This window comes from Pseudoclavibacter sp. RFBI5 (assembly GCF_002931395.1).
GTDB lineage: Bacteria > Actinomycetota > Actinomycetes > Actinomycetales > Microbacteriaceae > Pseudoclavibacter.
In genome coordinates this window covers 72,432-90,333 of the sequence record NZ_PSYA01000012.1, presented here as the reverse complement: position 1 = coordinate 90,333, position 17,902 = coordinate 72,432, and the positions used below count along the sequence as shown (strand labels likewise).

Annotated in this window: 17 protein-coding genes; 8 read left to right on the top strand and 9 right to left on the bottom strand. The window is 66.3% G+C overall.

The window, feature by feature from the left end:
* Nucleotides 1–149: 149 nt before the first annotated feature.
* The 3 genes from C5E06_RS15475 to C5E06_RS15465 form a co-directional block, all read right to left on the bottom strand.
* Nucleotides 150–1,388, bottom strand: coding sequence for a saccharopine dehydrogenase family protein (locus C5E06_RS15475; protein WP_104243791.1), 1,239 nt, complete (start codon nucleotides 1,386–1,388; stop codon nucleotides 150–152).
* A 126-nt stretch (nucleotides 1,389–1,514) separates the two neighbouring features.
* Complete coding sequence (locus C5E06_RS15470; protein ID WP_104243789.1) at nucleotides 1,515–3,038, bottom strand: APC family permease; 1,524 nt, start codon at nucleotides 3,036–3,038, stop codon at nucleotides 1,515–1,517.
* Between the two features lie 181 nt (nucleotides 3,039–3,219).
* Entirely contained in the window at nucleotides 3,220–3,762 is a 543-nt protein-coding gene (locus C5E06_RS15465; RefSeq protein WP_104243787.1) for a TetR/AcrR family transcriptional regulator, read from the bottom strand.
* Nucleotides 3,763–3,815: 53 nt separating this feature from the next.
* On the opposite strand from C5E06_RS15465, the gene C5E06_RS15460 reads away from it, so the two are divergent.
* Complete coding sequence (locus tag C5E06_RS15460) at nucleotides 3,816–4,991, top strand: FAD-dependent oxidoreductase (protein ID WP_104307498.1); 1,176 nt, start codon at nucleotides 3,816–3,818, stop codon at nucleotides 4,989–4,991.
* 198 nt (nucleotides 4,992–5,189) lie between these two features.
* Here the strand turns inward: C5E06_RS15460 and C5E06_RS15455 are convergent, their stop codons facing one another.
* Nucleotides 5,190–6,047, bottom strand: a complete 858-nt coding sequence (locus tag C5E06_RS15455) for an SDR family oxidoreductase (RefSeq protein ID WP_104243783.1) — start codon at nucleotides 6,045–6,047, stop codon at nucleotides 5,190–5,192.
* A gap of 258 nt (nucleotides 6,048–6,305) precedes the next feature.
* Here C5E06_RS15455 and fdhA point away from each other — a divergent pair, with 258 nt between their 5' ends.
* Nucleotides 6,306–7,520 (top strand): formaldehyde dehydrogenase, glutathione-independent, encoded by a 1,215-nt coding sequence (gene fdhA, locus C5E06_RS15450; RefSeq protein ID WP_104243781.1) that lies wholly within the window; start codon nucleotides 6,306–6,308, stop codon nucleotides 7,518–7,520.
* A gap of 119 nt (nucleotides 7,521–7,639) precedes the next feature.
* Here fdhA and C5E06_RS15445 read toward each other — a convergent pair whose 3' ends face one another.
* From C5E06_RS15445 to C5E06_RS15425, 5 genes are all read right to left on the bottom strand, one after another.
* Nucleotides 7,640–8,407, bottom strand: coding sequence for an SDR family oxidoreductase (locus tag C5E06_RS15445; protein ID WP_104243779.1), 768 nt, complete (start codon nucleotides 8,405–8,407; stop codon nucleotides 7,640–7,642).
* Nucleotides 8,404–9,138, bottom strand: coding sequence for a triose-phosphate isomerase (locus C5E06_RS15440; protein ID WP_104307497.1), 735 nt, complete (start codon nucleotides 9,136–9,138; stop codon nucleotides 8,404–8,406). The genes C5E06_RS15445 and C5E06_RS15440 overlap by 4 nt, the downstream gene beginning before the upstream one ends.
* Nucleotides 9,135–9,941 carry a sugar phosphate isomerase/epimerase gene (locus C5E06_RS15435; protein WP_104307496.1) on the bottom strand — a complete coding sequence of 269 codons (807 nt, stop codon included), beginning with the start codon at nucleotides 9,939–9,941 and terminating at the stop codon, nucleotides 9,135–9,137. The genes C5E06_RS15440 and C5E06_RS15435 overlap by 4 nt, the downstream gene beginning before the upstream one ends.
* A 69-nt stretch (nucleotides 9,942–10,010) precedes the next feature.
* Complete coding sequence (locus tag C5E06_RS15430; protein ID WP_104307495.1) at nucleotides 10,011–11,492, bottom strand: L-fuculokinase; 1,482 nt, start codon at nucleotides 11,490–11,492, stop codon at nucleotides 10,011–10,013.
* Nucleotides 11,489–11,986: a YjbQ family protein gene (locus C5E06_RS15425; RefSeq protein ID WP_104307494.1), complete on the bottom strand. Its 498-nt coding sequence runs from the start codon at nucleotides 11,984–11,986 to the stop codon at nucleotides 11,489–11,491. Before C5E06_RS15425 ends, C5E06_RS15430 begins: the two co-directional genes overlap by 4 nt.
* Nucleotides 11,987–12,107: 121 nt before the next feature.
* Here C5E06_RS15425 and C5E06_RS15420 point away from each other — a divergent pair, with 121 nt between their 5' ends.
* The 6 genes from C5E06_RS15420 (at nucleotide 12,108) to C5E06_RS15395 (ending at nucleotide 17,900) form a co-directional block, all read left to right on the top strand.
* Nucleotides 12,108–13,016, top strand: a complete 909-nt coding sequence (locus tag C5E06_RS15420; RefSeq protein WP_104300139.1) for a LysR family transcriptional regulator — start codon at nucleotides 12,108–12,110, stop codon at nucleotides 13,014–13,016.
* Between the two features lie 118 nt (nucleotides 13,017–13,134).
* Entirely contained in the window at nucleotides 13,135–14,667 is a 1,533-nt protein-coding gene (locus C5E06_RS15415) for an APC family permease (protein ID WP_219819530.1), read from the top strand.
* A 109-nt stretch (nucleotides 14,668–14,776) separates the two neighbouring features.
* A complete protein-coding gene (locus tag C5E06_RS15410) occupies nucleotides 14,777–15,598 on the top strand; it encodes an alpha/beta fold hydrolase (protein ID WP_104307493.1) in 822 nt (273 codons plus the stop codon).
* Nucleotides 15,595–15,855, top strand: coding sequence for a DUF3253 domain-containing protein (locus tag C5E06_RS15405; RefSeq protein WP_104243765.1), 261 nt, complete (start codon nucleotides 15,595–15,597; stop codon nucleotides 15,853–15,855). The genes C5E06_RS15410 and C5E06_RS15405 overlap by 4 nt, the downstream gene beginning before the upstream one ends.
* Before the next feature lie 396 nt (nucleotides 15,856–16,251).
* On the top strand, nucleotides 16,252–16,647 hold the full coding sequence (locus tag C5E06_RS15400) for a hypothetical protein (RefSeq protein ID WP_104307492.1): 396 nt from the start codon (nucleotides 16,252–16,254) through the stop codon (nucleotides 16,645–16,647).
* Between the two features lie 281 nt (nucleotides 16,648–16,928).
* Complete coding sequence (locus C5E06_RS15395) at nucleotides 16,929–17,900, top strand: helix-turn-helix domain-containing protein (RefSeq protein WP_146081402.1); 972 nt, start codon at nucleotides 16,929–16,931, stop codon at nucleotides 17,898–17,900.
* Nucleotides 17,901–17,902: the final 2 nt, after the last annotated feature.

The following is a 17,902-nucleotide window of genomic DNA, read 5'->3' as shown; positions in this document are numbered from 1 at the left end:
GCAGGGTGTGGAGCGGAGCCCACCGGCTGCCGTCGAGCGCCCCGGCTGCGCAGTCGCTGTCCAACTTCAGTGCAATATCGGGCCGAGCGGCGTCAAAACAGCGCTTTCGGCCCGAAATCGCACTGAAGTTGGTCAGCGGACCCCTGCGCTTACGCGGACAGCGCCGCGCTGCGGTCCTGCACGTGCCACGGCGAACCGTAGCCGGCGGGCTCCGCCGAGCCGAGCAGCTCCAGGAACGGCTTCGCGTCGAACGCCTCGGGCGCGAGCACGCCGGCACCAGACCAGACGCCCGTCGCGAGCAGCTCGAGGGCGATGACCGGGTTGATAGCGGTCTGCCAGACGACGGCCTGCGAATTGTCCTTCGCCATCGTCTGCTCGTTGTCGGCCACGTGGTACAGGTACACCTGCTTCGGCTCGCCGTCCTTGCCCTTGCCGGTCACGAGGAGGCCCGCGCAGGTCTTGCCGCGCATCCGGTCGCCCAGCTTCGCGGGGTCCGGCAGCACCGCGGCGACGACATCGCGAGGCGACACCTGCTGGCCCTTGACGCTGACCGGGTCGGTGCTGTCGAGGCCGAGCATGTGCAGCGTCTTGAGCACGTCGATGAACTCCTGGCCGAGTCCGTACTTGAACGTGACGCGCTTCGCGTCGGTCCACCGCGGCATGAGGAGCACCTCCTCGTGCTCGACGTTGACGCACTCGACGGGGCCGATGCCCTCGGGGAAGTCGAACACCTCAGCTTCGCTGAAGGGCGGCGTCGTGTACCAGCCGCGCTCGCGCTCGAAGATGACGGGCGGGTTGAGGCATTCCTCGATGGTCGTCCAGATCGAGAAGGACGGGGCGAAGTCGTAGCCCTCGACGGTGAGGTTGGCGCCGTCGCGCACGCCGAGCTCGTCGATCTCCGAGAACAGCTCATCTTCCGCATAGCGGGCGAACACGTCCGAGAGGCCTGGCTCGACGCCGATGCCGCACAGCGCCAGGACGCCGCGCTCCTTCAGTGCCGCATCGTGCTCGAACTGCTCGTCGCCGAGCTTCACGCCGGTCTGCTCGTGCGGATGCTCGGGGTGCGGCTTCGAGAGGCTCATCGCCATGTCGAGGTAGGTCGCGCCGGCACCGGTGACGCCGGTGAAGATGGGCATCACGAAGCGGGGGTCGACGGCGTTGAGGACGTGGGTGATGCCGTTGTCGCGCACGAGCGCCTCGACGGCACCGGGGTCGGACGCATCCACCTGGGCCGCGCGGAATCGGTCGTCGCCGAGTTCGGCGACGAGATCCTGCGGGCGGGAGGGGTCGTAGTCGGCGATGAGGCAGGAGTCGAAGAAGCTGCGTCGCTTCGCGATGCGGGCAGCGGCTGCGCCGACGCCTCCGGCACCGATGATGAGGATATGCACGAAAGGCCTTTCTCTGATCACGTGCGGTGGATGTGCTGCCCGGTCCACGGTGTGAACCTTGCGGTTGGTAGGTCATGCGGTGCGGCTCGAGTGCCCAGCCGAGAGGCGGGACGCCCTGGCCGCGGGTCAGTCTTCCGGGGCGAGGATCGCCGAGTGGCGGTTGATGGTGCGCTTCTCGAAGTAGTCCTTCGAGCCGGGCATTGCGGCCCAGACGAACATGAGGATGAAGCCGATGACAAACGAGCCGATGCCGATGACGAACGCGCTGCCGAGGCCGAAGAAGGTCGTGTATCCGTATTCGGGGTTGGCCATGTCGATCGCCGACTGGAAGAACGCCCACACCATGAACACGCCGCCGAGCAGCGGGAACAGGAACCGGTAGAGGAAGTTGCGGGTCGACGTGAAGAGGCTCGTGCGGAAGTACCAGATGCAGGCGAAGCTCGCGATGCCGTAGAAGAACGCGATGGCGAGGCCGATCGAGAGGATCGAGTCCTGCAGCACGCTGTTCGACACGAAGCTCATGCCGACGTAGTAGACGATCGCGACGATGCCCATGAGGAGCGTCGAGAACGTCGGGGTCTTCGACTTCTCGCTCACCACGGCGAAGCGCTTCGGGAGCGCCTTGTACACGCCCATCGCGAAGGTGCCGCGGGCGGTGGGCAGGATCGTGGTCTGCGATGACGACAGCGAAGAGACGGCGACGGCGAGCACGAGGAACCAGCCCCACGGGCCCATCGCGAGGTCGGTGAGCACCGAGAAGACGTCGTCCGCGTTCTCCTCGTTGGCGAGGCCCGTGCCGGTCTCGCCGAGGCCGGCGTACATCATGACGACGATCGTGATGCCGACGTACGTGATGAGCAGCAGCACGGTCGAGAGCACGGCTGCGCGGCCCGGGGTCTTCTTCGGGTCCTTCGTCTCCTCGGTCAGGGCGAGGCAGGTGTCCCAGCCCCAGTAGATGAAGAGAGCGAGGATGATCGCCTGCACCATGCCGGTGCCGTCCGCGAGGAACGGGTTGAACCAGTCGATGCTGACGGGCGTCGGGTCGGGCGCCGTGCCGTTGAAGTAGCCGACGAGGCAGCCGACGACAAACGCCGCCATGGCCGCGTACTGGATGACGAGCAGGACGACCTGCATCTTCTCGCCCAGCTCGATGCCGCGCATGGAGATCCACGTCATGACGGCGATGATGACGGCGCCGAAGAGCGTCACGACGACCCGGTTCTCGGCGAGCGATCCGTCTCCGACGAGCAGCAGGATGTAGACGGAGGCGATCTCCGCGAGGTTCGCCATGACCAGGATCCCGGCGACCGCGAGGGCCCAGCCCGACATCCAGCCGGTGCGAGGGCCGAAGGCCTTGGCCGCCCAGGTGAAGACGGTGCCGCAGTCGTTGAGCTCGTTGTTGAGCTCGCGGTACGCGAAGGCCGTGAACATCATCGGGATGAACGCGAGGATGAACGCGATGGGAGCCTGCTCGCCGACGGCGATCACGACGAAGCCGAGGGTCGCGGCGAGGGAGAAGAGGGGCGCCGTCGAGGCGAGGCCGATGACAGTCGACCCCCAGATGCCGAGTCGTGCTGGGGCGAGCCCCTTGCCGATGGGCGTCTGGGTGGCGAGGGCCTCGGTAATGGGGCCAGGCTGTGCGTTGGTCATCGTTGTCTCCCGCATCAAAGGGCCTGCCGCGTTCGCGGAGTGAGCACGAACTTACCATTTGGTCGGTGATGCGCCGAGAGTTTTCCCGCATCCCGTCGTAACGGTTGTGTTTCCGCGCAGGCGCTGCAGTCGGCGTGAGCGAGGGACCCGACCCGCCCCGCAGGCTGCGCTGCTGCTGGCCCTAGGCGCGCAGCTGCGCGATCGCGTCCATGATCTCGGCTGTCGACTCCGCGTTGATGAACTTCTCGTTCTCCGAGCCCACGCTGAGCAGCGCGTTGTGGTTCATGCCGTCACCGACGAACAGCACGAGCCGAGCGACCGAGGCGTCGCCGATAGCCCGAACCAGGGCGTCGAACCAGCCCGCGCGGCACTGGCGGAGCACGTCGAGCGCGTCCTTGTCACCGGTCTGCGCGAGGCGGTACACCGCTTCCACGAGCCGTTCGAGGAGGCTGTCCCGATCCTGCGACGAGACGATGTAGTACGAGACGGCGTTGTCGAGGTCGGCGAGCATGTTGTCGGCGTCGACGCGTGCCTGCCCCCGCAGCTCTTCGAGGAGCGCATCCCCGAGCGCCTGCTTCGACGAGAAATGGTGCAGCACCCCGGCCTTGGAGAGCTTGCAGGTGGTGCCAACGGCCTCGAGAGTCGTCCCGCGCACGCCGGAGTCGACGAGCAGGTTCATATACGCGGTGAGGATCTTCTCCCGCTGACCGGAGACGGTGAGCATTCCGCCATGGTACCGAGGAAAGCGCCCGAGTTGAGTGCGGGTAGCGTGGGGTCATGACTGACGTTGACGTGCTCATCATCGGCGGCGGCGCGATGGGCCTGTCGACCGCGTGGCAGCTGGCGAGGCGCGGCAGGCGCGTGCGCCTACTCGAGCAGTTCCAGCCCGGTCACCACATGGGCGCATCCCACGGGGCGACCCGCAACTTCAACACGTCGTACACGCAGCCGGATCTCGTCGCGATGCTGCACGAGTCTCGGGCGCTGTGGGGCGAGCTCGGGCTCGACTCGGGCCGCCAGATCCTCGACCTCGTTGGTCTCGTGAACCACGGACCGGGGGCGGCGAGCCCCGAGGTGCACGGCGCGATCTCCGCGAGCGGCGAACCGGCCGAGCTGCTCTCGACGCAGGATGCGGGCGAACGGTGGCCTGGCATCCGCTTCGACACCGAGGTGCTGCACCTCCCGAGGGCGGGACGCGTGCGGGCAGCGGATGCGCTCACGAGCATGGCCGAGCTGGCCGCTGCGAGCGGCGCGGAGCTGAGCTGGGGCATGCGAGCAGTGAACGTCGTCGAGCAGGCCGAACACGTGGTCGTCGAGGCGCACTCCTGGGGTGAGGAGGCAGAGCATCGCGGTCACGCGCGCGAGACGATCACGGCGAAGGTCGTCGTCTCTGCGGTGAACGCGTGGACCCGCACGCTGCTCGGCGGGGCCGTCGAGCTGCCGCGCCTGCGCGTCACGCAGGAGGCGCCCGTGCACTTCCGCGAGTTCAACGGGTACGTCGACTGGCCGAGCTTCAACCACCTGCCGGCGCTCGGGAGGCCCGGCTACGAGGGGTGGCTCTCGCCCGTGTACGGGATGCTCACCCCCGGCGAGGGGATCAAGGCGGGATGGCACGGGGTCGGGCCCGTCGTCGATCCGGACTCGCGGGACTTCCTGCCGGTGTCCGCGCAGCTCGACGGCATCAGGCAGTACGCGCGGGACTGGCTGCCCGGCGTCGACGCGGACAGCGCCGACCCGATCAGCTGCACCTACACGACGACCGACGACGCCAGGTTCGTGATCGACCGGGTCGGCCGCATCGTGGTGCTCGCTGGCTTCGCGGGGGAGGGGTTCAAGTTCGTTCCCTCGATCGGCCGCCTCGGGGCCGACCTCGCCGAGAACGGTGCCGGTGCAGCTCCCGAGCTGTTCTCGATCAGCCGACCGCGCTCGCTCGCCCCGCAGCCGCTCCGGTAGCAACCGCGCGCATCCGTCGCGGGGCCGTCGGACCCGCAACCCATGACCGTCTCCGGGTGGGTTTCGGGCCTGCGGATGCTCTGCAAGCCATCCGCAGGCGCGAAACCCATCCCGAAAGCGAGGGTCGTCGTGGCGTGAGCCGGACCGTCGGTCAGACCGTCGGCCATGCCGCGGGTGAAGCTGCTCAGGTGGCGCCGCCTACGCGGTGAGGGTGCGGAGCGTCTCGGCGAGCGTCGTCGTGGGGCGTCCGGAAACTCGGGAGAGGTCGCCGGTGGTCAGGGCCAGCCCTCCGTCGCGGATGTTCGCGTCGAGGCCCGTGATGAAGCCGATGGTGCCTTCGTCGAGCCCGTTCGAGGTGAGGGCGGCCTTGTGCTCCTCCGTGGTGAGGGCGCGGTACTCGACGTCGCGGCCGATCGCGTCGGCGAGGGTCTTCGCGAACTCCTCGAAGTCCCAGGCCTTGTCGCCGGAGAACTCGTAGACCTTGCCTTCGTGGCCGTCTTCGAGGGCGATCGCGGCGATGCCGGCGGCGTAGTCGGCGCGGGAGGCGCTGGCGACGCGGCCCTTGCCTGCGCTGTTGACGATGACCCCCGTCGTCTCGCCCTGGGCGATGTCGGCGACGTAGTTCTCCGTGTACCAGCCGTTGCGCGCGATGGTGGAGGGAAGGCCGGATTCGCGGATGAGCGACTCGGTCGCGACGTGCTCCGGCGCGAGGATGAGGGCATCCGGGTCGCCGCCGAGGACGCTCGTGTAGACGATGCGGGCCGCGCCCTTGGCCTTCGCCGCGTCGATGACCGCTTCGTGCTGCGCGACGCGGGTGCCCACTTCACTGCTGGAGATGAGCACGACGGTGTCGCCTTCGTTGATGGCGGCGGTCGCGGTGTCGGGCTGCGAGTAGTCGATGGTGGCGGTGCGAACGCCCTTCGCTGCGAGCTGCGCGAGTCGCTCGGCGTTGCGGCCGCCGGCGACGATCTCGGTGGGGGTCGCGCCGCGCTCGAGGAGGCTGTCGATGACGAGGGTTCCGAGCTGTCCGGTCGCGCCGGTGATGACGATTGCCATGCTTGCTGTTCCTTCCGAGAAGTGGATGCTTGCAGCTACAACAACCGATGGGGTATCCGGCGTATTCCGAACGCGCTGGGAAGTCGACGGAGCAGATCACCCGGGCCTGAGTCTGTGCATCCGCTGGTCATCTGCCCCGAATCCTGGCGTGCCCTGAGGGCGGCCAATAGCCTCGAAACACTGCGTAACAGAGACGTTCGCAGGGTTGCACCGTCGTGTGCACCGCATGCAGAACCCGCTCAACTCAAAGGAGAGATCATGGCGAGTAACAGAGCCGTCGCGTACAAGGGGCCGAACGAGGTCGAGGTCATCGACATCCCGTATCCCGAGTTCGAGCTGAAGGATGGACCGGGCGTGAACCCGGCGAACGTGGGTCGCCAGGTGCGGCACGGGGCCATCCTGCGCACCGTGACGACGAACATCTGCGGGTCCGACCAGCACATGGTGCGCGGTCGCACGACCGCTCCGGTCGACCTCGTGCTCGGTCACGAGATCACGGGTGAGGTTATCGAGGTCGGCCCGGACGTCGAGTTCATCAAGGTCGGCGACATCGTGTCGGTTCCGTTCAACATCGCGTGCGGGCGGTGTCGCAACTGCAAGTCGGGCAAGACGGGCATCTGCCTCAACGTGAACCCGGACCGCCCCGGCAGCGCGTACGGCTACGTCGACATGGGCGGCTGGGTCGGCGGGCAGGCGGAGTACGTGCTGGTGCCGTACGCCGACTGGAACCTCCTGAAGTTCCCGGACCGTGACCAGGCACTCGAGAAGATCCTCGATCTGACGATGCTCTCCGACATCTTCCCGACGGGCTTCCACGGTGCCTACACCGCAGGGGTCGGCCCAGGGTCGACGGTCTACATCGCCGGCGCCGGTCCGGTGGGACTCGCTGCGGCAGTCAGCGCGCAGCTGCTCGGCGCCGCGTGCGTCATCGTCGGCGACCTCAACGAAGAGCGCCTCGCGCAGGCGCGGTCGTTCGGCTGCGAGACGGTGGATGTCTCGAAGGGCGACCCCGGTGAGCAGATCGAGCAGATCCTCGGCGTGCCGGAGGTCGAATGCGGTGTGGACGCTGTGGGCTTCGAGGCTCGCGGGCACGGTTCCGATGCGGGGCACGAGGCGCCGGCGACGGTGCTGAACTCGCTCATGACGGTGACGGAGGCTGGTGGTGCCCTCGGTATTCCCGGCCTGTATGTGACGGGTGACCCGGGCGGAGTGGACGAGGCGGCGAAGGTCGGCTCGCTGTCGATCCGGCTCGGCCTCGGCTGGGCCAAGTCGCTGTCGTTCACGACCGGACAGTGCCCGGTCATGAAGTACAACCGGCAGCTCATGCAGGCGATCCTCTTCGACAAGGTGAAGATCGCCGACGCCGTGCAGGCGACGCCGATCACGCTCGACGAGGCTCCGAAGGGCTACGCCGACTTCGATGCGGGCGCGCCGAAGAAGTACGTGCTCAACCCCAACGGCTACGTGAAGTAGCCCGGCGCGGGGGTACATCAGACCGCGACAGAGCGTGGAGGGCGGCGGGCCCCATGCTGCAGGGAGGACTGCAGCGTGGGGCCCGCCGTGTGCGTGGGGTTGCCAGCACACGAGATCGGTCAGATCGCCGTGTACCCGCCGTCGATGACGATCTGCTGCGCGGTGAGGTAGCTCGAAGCGTCCGAGGCAAGGAAGCGAACGAGGCCGGTGAGGTCTGCGGGGGTGGCCATGCGGCCGAGCGGGATGCGGGAGACCCAGTCCTCGAGGAGTTCCGGCTCGCGGTCGATGATCTGCTGGGTGAGGTCGGTGAGGACGTAGCCGGGCGCGATCGAGTTGACGCGGATGCCTGCACTGGCCCATTCGACAGCCAGGGATTTTCCGAGATGGGCGACTGCTGCCTTCGACGAGTTGTAGGAGGCGGCCCACTGCGGCACGTTGACGATGGAGCCCGACATGGATGCGATGAGGACGGCGCTCCCCGGAAGCCCTGACTTCAGGAGACCCGCGCCGAAGGCCTGCGCGGAGAAGAACGTCCCCGTCAGGTTCACATCGATGACCTTCCGCCACTGGGCTGCGGTGACGTCGATCGAGTCGCCGTTGATCTCGATGCCGGCCGCTGTGAGGAGGATCTGCGGGGTGCCCAGCAGTTCCGTGATCTCCGCGAAGACGGCCGCTGTCGCGTCCTGATCGACGACATCGAGTCTCCGCCCGACGGCCTTGACACCGAACTCGTCTGCGAGCTGTGCTGCGGTGTCCTCGACGCTGTCGAGAAGATCGAGGAGCGCGACGTCGGCGCCGTTCTCGGCAAGTGAACGGGCGACGGTGAGCCCGATCCCTCGGCCGCCACCCGTGACGACTGCGGTCCTGCCTGCAAGTTCTCTGCTCATGTTCTGTCTCCTTCGTTGTGGTGGACGTGCTGGGGAGAGGCGAGTGCCTCGTCGAACCCCTGTCTGGTGGATGCGATGAACGTGCGAGCTGCGTCCGACCGGTCGTGCGCACCGAGCACGCCACTCGTCGATCCCGTGCCGTCCGCGCCGGCGGCCATGATGTGCCTGGCGATGGTGGGGGAGGCGACGCCTCCCGCGTGCATCATGAGAACTGCCCCGCCGGTGTCGCGGACCGCCGTATTCGCTTCGGGGATCCAGGAGCGGCTGACAGCACCCGAGGTCCCGATGAGTGCGGGCGGTTCGAAGAGGATCGCCGTCGGGTTCAGGAGCGACAAGCGAACGGCATCGCCGATCGTGCCAGCGCAGACGATGGTGAGCAGCCCAACCTCGTGAGCGCGGGACACGGTTTCGGCGAGTGTTCCTGGGTCGAGTTGGCGGCTCTCGTGATTGAGCATGACGCCGTCGGCGCCCGCGTCGACGAGCGCCTCCGCGGTCGTGGAACCGAAGGTGGCGCCGATCGTGTCCGCGTCCATGGCCTGCGCGAAGACGAGCACGCCTGAATCGAGCTCTGCGGTTCGCGTGACGAGTGCGTTCGGGACGGTCAGGACGACGTCGACTTCGTGTTCGGCCCCCGCTGCTCCCGCTGCGACGGCCAGCGCCTCGATCTCGGTCTGACGCAGCAGGTTCTTCGGTCCGATCTCGAAGAACGGCGGAGTGAGGAGCCTGTTCATGCGTCGATCAGTGCCCGCAGGAAGCGGGCTGTCTCCGGCAGGCTCCGCTCAGGATCGCCGTGAGTGGAGCATTCGAGATTCAGCGAGCCCGTGTAGCCGATGTCTCGGAGGGCTCCGATGATCGAGGGCCAGTCGAGCGAGCCATGACCTGGAAGGAGTCGGTTGTTCTCCCCGAGGTGCACCTGCTTGACGTGGCCACCGCACTGACGCAGCGTCGCGGCGATGTCCGCTTCCTCGATCGACATGTGGAACGTGTCCGGGAGGAGGCCGGCGCTCGGATGGTCGATCATCTCGAGGAGGTGGACGTTGTCAGAGGCGCGGTTGAGGTACCGGCTCTCGTACCGGTTGAGCGGTTCGAGGAGCACGCGCCCGGCGGTCCCGTCAACGACGTCGAGCATCTGGGCGTAGAAGTTCAGGAAGCCCTCCTGCTGGCGGGAGTCGAGCTGCAGGAACGGGTCGAAGAGGGGCAAGGGATTCTGGGCGCCGTACTCGAACTCGATCTCGGTGACGAGGCCAAGCTCAGCGCAAACCGATGCCGCTTCCAGGTACATCCCTCGGCATCGGTCCCGGAGATCCGCGTCGGGGGACATGGCGTTGCCGTAGACGTCGTCGGTCAGTACGAACTCGACTGGACGCACCCCGGTCTGCGACTCGAGCTCGCCGAGCTCCGATCGGATGTCGTCGTTCCAATCGGCGAACGGCTGGAAGATCGCGATCGTGTCGTACCCCCAGGCCGAGAGGCGTTCCGCCTTCTCCGTGAGAGTCGCGCCGGGAACCATCGGCGACGAGCAGCACAGTTTCATCTTCACTCCATTTTTCTCGACCTCGTGTGAGGTGGTTTTCAGGTCGTCGTCTGCACGCTGGTGCAGGTGTCAGGTCGCGTAGAGGCGCTGCAGGGAGTCTTCGAACAGCGCGTAGCGCTCGGCACGGTTGACGAGTTCGGTCCTGGACCGCCCGTGAGACGGCTGGTAGCGCGCGGTCAGCGGTGGGTTGAGTTTCGCCGCGTCGTGGATGCTCGCGAGCTCTCCTGCCGCGACGAGGGCGAGAACCGCGGCGCCTCTGCAGGTCGCCTCCCGCTCGTTGGGGACGACGACGTCCACCTCGCAGACGTCCGCCTTGAGCTGGTTCCTGAAGGTCGATGCAGTGCCACCGCCGGTGGACACGATCTGCTGCGCACGCGCTCCAGTGAAAGAGTCGATGTTGCGTTTCAACAGGTGGGCGAGGCCTTCTTCGACCGCGTAGGCGAGGTCGAAGCGGTCATGGCTGAGAGAGATGCCCACGAAAGCTCCGCGAGCATCCGGAAGGTAATCGGGCGGATTCAGGCCTGTCAGGTAGGGCAGGAAGACGGGCACGCCCAACGCCGATCGGGAGGTGAGCTCGCGTTCGAGCTCTGCATGGGAGAGGTTCTGGAGACCTTCCCTTCTGAACCACTCGAGAACAACCCCTCCGCTGTCTGCGCCGTTGAAGAGGACGATGTCGTCGGGGTGGAGTCCGGTGTGGAACGAGATCCTGCGGCTGGGATCGAAGCGCCAGTCGCTCGCGAGCATCGAGAGCGAGAGCACCGTTCCGGCGGATTCGCTGATGATGCCAGCCCGGTAGGAGCCGGTTCCTGCCATCGCACAGAAGTGGTCGAGCGCCCCCACGTTCACCCGATACGCGACAGCTTCCGGCAGCTGAGCGACGACATCCGGCATGACTGGGCCGACATCGGAGCCGGCAGCGGCGACCTCAGGCAGCTGGTCCGAGGTGATGCCGCAGAACTCGAGCATCTCTGCCCAGTACTCGGATCGTCGGACATCCCACAGGTACGTGAAACCACGTGTCGAGACCTCGCCAACGCTGCGACCAGTGAAGCAGCGGATGAGATAGTCCTTCACCATCAGCACCTCGTGGGTTCCCGCCATCGTCTCCGGCTCGTGCGCTCGCAGCCAGCGCAGTTTGGCGGCGGGCCAGGCAGCTGACGCGAATGGCTGCCCGCTGGTCTCGAACGCGGCGTCAGCTGAGAACGACGCAGCCATGAGCTCGGCCTCGACACCGGCTCTGTTATCCAGCCAGGAGAGGGCTGGACGTACGGGACGACCGGAGGCATCCACGAGAACCAGCGACTCCGCCTGTCCCGTGAACGCGAGTACTGCGTCGTGCTCTCGAGTTGTCACCGCCGCGCGCCGCGCGCAATCGGCCACGAGCGCCAGGATGGTCTGGAACAGCGCTTCGGCATCGAACTCGACGCGGTCGCCTGACCTTTCGTAGCTCACGGGCCCGGATGCGCTCGCAAGAACCGCGAGCCGCTCGTCATAGAGCACGACCTTGAGGTTGGTGGTGCCGACGTCGATGGCGTAGACGAGCATCATCATTCACCCATGAACTGGAAGTGCACGACGCGTGTGCGCGGGCGCACACCGTCGAGATCGCCGAAGTAGATGCGTCCGAACTCACCGAGTACGGCCGCGCCATCGACGACGGGAATGACCTCGGAACGGCCGAGGATCGACGAGATGATGTGACCGTCGGTGTTGAGGCCCCATTCGGGCAGCTCATCGCGCAGCGCGGCGGCGTTCTCGATGTGGATCGGCCCCGGATGCAGGTACTGGCCCTCATGGCGAGTAGGGGGAGCGATCTTCGCGAGGACGTTGAGTGTGTCCTGCAGAATCAGCTGCGTGCCGTAATACGTCACGTCTTCGGATTCCTCCTGGAGGAAGACCGTGCAGCTCGTATGCGCCGTGTAGGCGGTGAGGAGTCCATTTCTGGCACCGAGCTCGGCGAGGAACGTCTGCGCCTCGTCGGTGATGTCGAAGAACTCCTGCCGCGCGGGTGTGTCGATCGAATGCGACCCGCTGTGAACGCCCATGTTCTGCTCCTCAAATGAAGTCGTGTGAGTGACTTCATCCTGATCTCGAATCTCTCCGAGCGGAAAGACGAAGCTACGATGAGTTCATAAGCTGCATCTATCACTGACTCTTGGAGGAGCGATGACCGGAGACGTGACCCTGCGGCAGCTTCGCTACGTCAACGCGGTCGCAGCGGACCTGAACTATCGGCGAGCTGCCGAGAAGCTCTTCATCACCCAGCCCGCCCTCTCCTCCGCCATCCGTCAACTGGAGGAGCAGCTGGGTGCGAAGGTCTTCGACCGCGACACCCGGTCCGTCACGCTGACCGCATTCGGACGCGAGTGGCTCCCCCATGTGCGTGCGGCGCTGCGCGCTGTGGACGAGACCCTCGACATCGCCTCGACGCTCATCGATCACGCCGAAGTGCGCATCGGGTATCTCATCGGGACGGGAGCGGATCTCCTCTTCACCCTGCTCGAGGACGTGGAGCGGGACCTGCCGGGCATCACGATCGAGATGACGGAATACGACTTCGCCGACCCGACGGCCGGGCTCGCGAGTGGGAAGTCCGACATCGCGCTCATCCGCCCTCCTGTCGGGGCGTTCGGGCTGGAGATCGCAGTGGTGGAGGAGGAGACCTGGGTGGCCTGTCTGCCGAGGGCGCACCGGCTCGCGGGCAAGAGCGAGCTGCGGATCGAGGAGCTCCTCGACGAGCCGCTGATCGTCGCCCCCGAATCGGCAGGAGCCTGGCGAGACTACTGGATGGCTGCCGACGCGCGACACGGCAAGCCAGCGTTGATCGCCGGTGAGGCTGCGACCTACGAGACTGAGACGACGATGGTCTCGCGCGGCATCGGCGTGAGCTTCACGACCTCGTCGATGACCAGGCTCTACGACCGGCCGGGCATCACGTTCGTCCCCATCGTGGACAGGCCCGTCAGCTACTCCGCGCTCGCTTGGCACCCCGACCGGGTGTCACCCTCCGCGCGAAGACTCGTCCAGCGCATGCTCGACCGGGCGCAGGTGCGGCAATCGGACTCGGACCGATAGACCAGAGTTATCAATCCATAAGAGGACCGGACTTCCAGAGTGCTGGGCCACTGGGTTCACTGTCTCCAAGGACACGGCCGGATCATGGTCGTTCCACGCAAAGAGGCGAGGAGATGCAGTGATAAATCCACTGAAAAGGTCCAGGCGTGATCCTCTGCCTGAACCATCGAGTTCAGGTACGGACGAGGATGCCCGGCTCGCGGAATTCGGGTATGACCAGAAACTCGATAGATCCGTCGGGAAGATCGCGTCTTTCGCCATCGGATTCTCGACGATCAGCGCGACCACGGCGGTCTTCTCCGGATTCGCGGCCGGCTATTCGAATGCGGGAGCTCCATTCATCTGGACCCTGTTCATCGCGATCCCGGTATTCCTGCTCTGGACGCTCATCGCGGCTGACATCTCGGCCAAGATCCCCCTCGCCGGGTACGCCTACCAGTGGACAAGCCGACTGAACGGGCCGGTCTTCGGCTGGTTCACCGGCTTCGCGGCGCTCATCGGCTGGACCAGCGGCATGACCAGCCTCGGATACGTGTTTGCCGGCTACCTCGGCAGCGTCTTCGGCTGGGAGCTCTCGCAGCCCAACCAGATCTTCCTCGCCATCGCGGTCGTCGTCGTCTGCGTGCTCATCAACGCCTACCGAGTCCGGCTCGCGACGCTCATCAACAACATCGGGGTGGGCCTGGAGTTCGTCGTCACCATCGGCGTCACACTCGTGATCGCGTTCGTGGCCTTCGTCATCCCTGGCAACGCGCAGCCGTTCTCGTCGCTGTTCGAGGGCAACAGTCCTGATGACGCGACTCCGTACCTGCTGGCATGGCTCGCCGCATCCCTCGGGCCGTTCTTCGGACTCGTCGGGGTGGAAGCGGTCGCCGACGTGGCGGAGGAGACGAAGGACGCGCGCCGTGTCATCCCCCGCACCATGTTCTACGCGTTCGCGGCGTCCTGCATCATCGAGTTCGCCATGTACCTCGTGTACACGCTTGCGATCAAGGACCCTGCGGGAGTGCTCGCCTCCTCGGCGCCCATCGACGAGATCATCTCGCAGCAGCTCGGCCCCGTCGTCTCGAAGATCGTCATCGCCATCGCGCTCACCAACATCCTCGTGTGCCTGCTCGCCAACGTCTTGGTCGGCACCCGGCTGCTCTACTCGATGTCGCGAGACAACATGATGCCCTTCTCGAAAGCGCTCCGCCACGTCAGCCCCACCCGCAAGACCCCATCCACAGCAGTGCTCACGCTCGGGGTGGTCTCGGTGCTCCTGCTCCTGTCTGCGCTCGTCAGTCCCGCCGCCTTCAACTACTTCCTCGGCATCGCGACGCTTGCGTTCTTCAGCACCTACGTCCTGCAGACGATCGGTCTGCTGATCGCGTCGTACAAGGGCCGTATCCCGGCGCCAGAACCGGGCACCTTCGATCTCGGGCGCGCCAGGCGACCGCTGCTCATCATCAGTCTCGTGGTGTTCCTGATCGTCGAGATCGCACTGCTGTTCCTCCCCGCGTTCGCTGGCAACGGCTTCGTGTTCGCAGGAGCTCTCGGGCTGGCATTCCTCTGGTGGCTGCTGGTGCTCAGGAAGCGGTTGAGCACGGGCCACGCTGGTTCCAACTACGCGCGTGAGCACCCAGACGAGGAACTGGCTGCCGCTCGGTAACGAGGCGAGGAGGAAACGCCTCAGACGGGCCGCGAGGGTGCAGACTTGCCTCGCGGCCCGCATTCGCTGGAGGGCCGACGGCAGCGCTCAAGGGTGAGGGAGCAGGAACATGGTCGCAGCAGAAGAGCCGGGCACGGGCGGGGTTCGCGTCGATCGCGAGACGGTCCTGTCGGCGGATGGAACGCGCATCGCCTACGAGATCCGCGGCTCGGGGCCCGTGGTGCTCATCGTGAACGGTGCGTTCTCGACGGCGCGAGACGTGACGGAGTTCGCGCTGGCACTCGTCAGGGCCGGTTTCGCGGCCGTCGCCTATGATCGCCGCGCCCGCGGCGACAGCGGTGATACGAAGCCGTCGGCGCCAGAGCGTGAAGCAGAAGACCTGGCGGCCGTCATCGGCGCGGTCGGCGGCCAGGTGAGCGTCGTCGGGCATTCCTCCGGGGCCGTGCTCGCGCTCTTCGCCGCCTCCCTCGGCGTTCCCGTGCAGCAGCTGTTCCTGTCGGAGCCTCCGTTCCGGTTCGGGCAGCACGAGCCGGCGCCCGACCTCGCCGAGCGCCTACAGCAGCTCGTCGATGAGGGTGAGGCGGCTACCGCGGTCTCGACGTTCCAGCTCGAGGGGGTTGGGCTCGACCCTGCCCTCGTCGAGCAGATTCGGCAGAGCCCGATCTTCCCCGGCCTCATGCCGCTCGCGCAGTCGACGGTCTACGACGCGCAGCTCGTGCGGCAGGTGTCGACGCCGACGGCGGCGATGGTCGACGTGCAGGTGCCCGTGACGATCGTCGTGGGCGGCGACACGTTCCCGTTCCTCGCGAGCGCCGCGAGGCGGCTGGCTGAGACGCTGCCGGGGTCGGAGCTCGTCGAGGTCGCCGAGTCGGTCGGGCACCGCGTGCATCCCGAGGCGACGGCGAAGGTCCTCGCGGAGCGGCTGCTATGACCCCGGCCTCGCAGCGCGATCAGCAGCTCGAGCGTGTGATCCTCGAGCTGCTCGCCAAGCGGGCCGAAGGGGCCACCATCTGTCCGTCCGAGGCGGCGCGAGCCGTCGGGGGAGACGAGTGGCGCGGCGAGATGGACGCGGCGAGGGCAGCCGCGCTGCGCCTCGTGGCGGCCGGCGACGTCGACATCACCCAGGGCGGCGAAGTCGTCGACGGCGCCTCGGCGAAGGGGCCGATCCGCATCCGTCGCCGAGCCTGAGGCCCTCACCGCCCAGGGTGGAAGTGGCCACGATGCGGTGGCATTCCCTCGTGCTGTTGGTACCCGTTCGGGGATAATCGGCACAATTTCGGCCAGGTGTCGCGCAATCTCAGCCAGGACGACATGAGCGACTGACCGGAACAGCATGATGTGAAGGTGAAATCTCTCCCTAAGAACACGTCCGATAAGCATGGCCAGTCGATTTCCCGCGGCGGTGCGGGCGAAAGCGACCGTGTCTCCCGGCGGAGGATCGTGCAAGGTGCCGCCTGGACGGTGCCGGTGCTCGCACTCGCGGTACAGGCTCCCAGTGCGAGCGCGTCGGTGAACTGCAGCCAAGTGCGCGGTGGAAGCACGGGAATCCGCCTGCAGCAGACAAGCAATCCTCGAAGGTACACGGTGAGTGCCACCAACACCCAGACCGGAGGAGTAAGTGGAGGTGGCGTCACGCCCGGCGACGTCAAGAGCTTCTCGATCATCTACTGGTGGACCGTGCCGGGTCTGACCTTCACGAACACCGGCAGTTCCAGCTGGACCAACCTCCAGCCGACGGGCGAGACTCGGGTCATCGGGGGGCAGCTCTACTACGCCTTCAAAACCACCTTCACCGGGACTTTTGTGTCGTCCGGCGGTCGGATCTACCCGAGTCAGGGGCATGAGTTCCAGGTGAACAACTACCAGCAGTACAACGGCGTCCAGATCTGCTGGGCAGGTGAGAACGACTTCGTCGCCGGTCAGTGCGCACAGCGAAGCGGTGTCTTCGCCACCTCGTGCACCACCATGACAACGAACTAGCGCTGGGGGCGAGCCTCGAGGGTCGTTCGCAGACGCAGACGCGGACGCGGACTCGGACTCGGACTCGGACTCGGAAAGGCTATGAAGGGCGTGGGTTGGTCCTGGCGTGCCCACGGCAGGCTCGATGAGGTTGTTCCTCTGGGTCGTCTGAGCAGTCCTGCAGCCGAGTGGCGGCAACCCTGTTCGCTCTCTGTCGAGCGGTCAGTTCACCGCCGACTCTGGTCGGAGCGAGATGGTGGGTCGAGGGTTTCCACGGCTCTCTTCATGTGAGTAAAGATTCGGTGACCGTGAACGTCAATTCCTCTCGACGAGACGCACGCCAGGACGTGGAACATCCGTCAGGGTACAAGAGGAGCGTCCTTCGGTTCAGGGGTTCGCCGCAGACGTGGGGCCTCGAGTCGATCGGTGTGGAAATCGTTCGGTACTCGGCCCCTCTGATCTCTGACGTGCAGCTTCTGACCATGGAGAACTTCTTCGCTGCAGAGGTCACCACGACTGCATTCGCTGTCTCCTGGACAAGGGCGCGGGCGTCTGCTCGGAGGCGAGTGCTGATGATCTTCCCTCGATCGGGCGTGCTGAACGTGGAATCGGGCCCCTCGAACACGCTGAAGATACAAGATCGAGTCTGGCTCGTGCTCCCGGGCAGCACTCCAGTGCTCATGAGCAGCGACAACCACTTCGAGGGAATCTTCTTCGCCTTCGATGCTCGCGAGGTGCTGCCCTCTCTGGCGGCCTCCATCCGGCCGGGGAAGAGGGAGCTTGGGTCGCCGATCCTCGACATGATGCGGCCGATGCTCGAGTCCTTCGTTCGGTACCCGCGCGTGGACGATGTCCTGACGATCCACAACATGCGGAGTCTCCTCCGATCGATGGCGCGGTCGCTCGTGTTGGAGCTCCTCGAGACTGGCAACCACGTCTCCAGGGACCTGGCTGGCGAGATTCGTGCGATCGTGCGTCTCCGGCATCAGGATCCCGCGCTCACTCCACACTCGATAGCCCTGGGGTTGAGCATTTCGCGGAGAACGGCTGACCGGGTGATGTCGGACTCCGGCGATGTGAGCCTTGCGCAGCTGATCCGTTCGGAGCGTGCGCACACGGCGAAGACTCTCCTGCAGACGCAACGCCAGCTGTCGATCGAAGAGGTCTGGGTGACCAGTGGCTTCCCGTCGAAGGAGACGATGAGACGCGCCCTCCGCGACATCTTCAACCGCTCGCCTCGGGAAATCCGCACTGCGCCCAGGGTCAAGCGCTGAGA

What these genes read in the sequence shown, in the direction of transcription:
- C5E06_RS15470 (WP_104243789.1), bottom strand. Translation starts at nt 3,038, where the DNA reads ATGACCAACGCACAGCCTGGCCCCATTACCGAGGCCCTCGCCACCCAG.
- C5E06_RS15465 (WP_104243787.1), bottom strand. Translation starts at nt 3,762, where the DNA reads ATGCTCACCGTCTCCGGTCAGCGGGAGAAGATCCTCACCGCGTATATG.
- C5E06_RS15460 (WP_104307498.1), top strand. Translation starts at nt 3,816, where the DNA reads ATGACTGACGTTGACGTGCTCATCATCGGCGGCGGCGCGATGGGCCTG.
- C5E06_RS15455 (WP_104243783.1), bottom strand. Translation starts at nt 6,047, where the DNA reads ATGGCAATCGTCATCACCGGCGCGACCGGACAGCTCGGAACCCTCGTC.
- fdhA (WP_104243781.1), top strand. Translation starts at nt 6,306, where the DNA reads ATGGCGAGTAACAGAGCCGTCGCGTACAAGGGGCCGAACGAGGTCGAG.
- C5E06_RS15445 (WP_104243779.1), bottom strand. Translation starts at nt 8,407, where the DNA reads ATGAGCAGAGAACTTGCAGGCAGGACCGCAGTCGTCACGGGTGGCGGC.
- C5E06_RS15440 (WP_104307497.1), bottom strand. Translation starts at nt 9,138, where the DNA reads ATGAACAGGCTCCTCACTCCGCCGTTCTTCGAGATCGGACCGAAGAAC.
- C5E06_RS15435 (WP_104307496.1), bottom strand. Translation starts at nt 9,941, where the DNA reads ATGAAACTGTGCTGCTCGTCGCCGATGGTTCCCGGCGCGACTCTCACG.
- C5E06_RS15430 (WP_104307495.1), bottom strand. Translation starts at nt 11,492, where the DNA reads ATGATGATGCTCGTCTACGCCATCGACGTCGGCACCACCAACCTCAAG.
- C5E06_RS15425 (WP_104307494.1), bottom strand. Translation starts at nt 11,986, where the DNA reads ATGGGCGTTCACAGCGGGTCGCATTCGATCGACACACCCGCGCGGCAG.
- C5E06_RS15420 (WP_104300139.1), top strand. Translation starts at nt 12,108, where the DNA reads ATGACCGGAGACGTGACCCTGCGGCAGCTTCGCTACGTCAACGCGGTC.
- C5E06_RS15410 (WP_104307493.1), top strand. Translation starts at nt 14,777, where the DNA reads ATGGTCGCAGCAGAAGAGCCGGGCACGGGCGGGGTTCGCGTCGATCGC.
- C5E06_RS15405 (WP_104243765.1), top strand. Translation starts at nt 15,595, where the DNA reads ATGACCCCGGCCTCGCAGCGCGATCAGCAGCTCGAGCGTGTGATCCTC.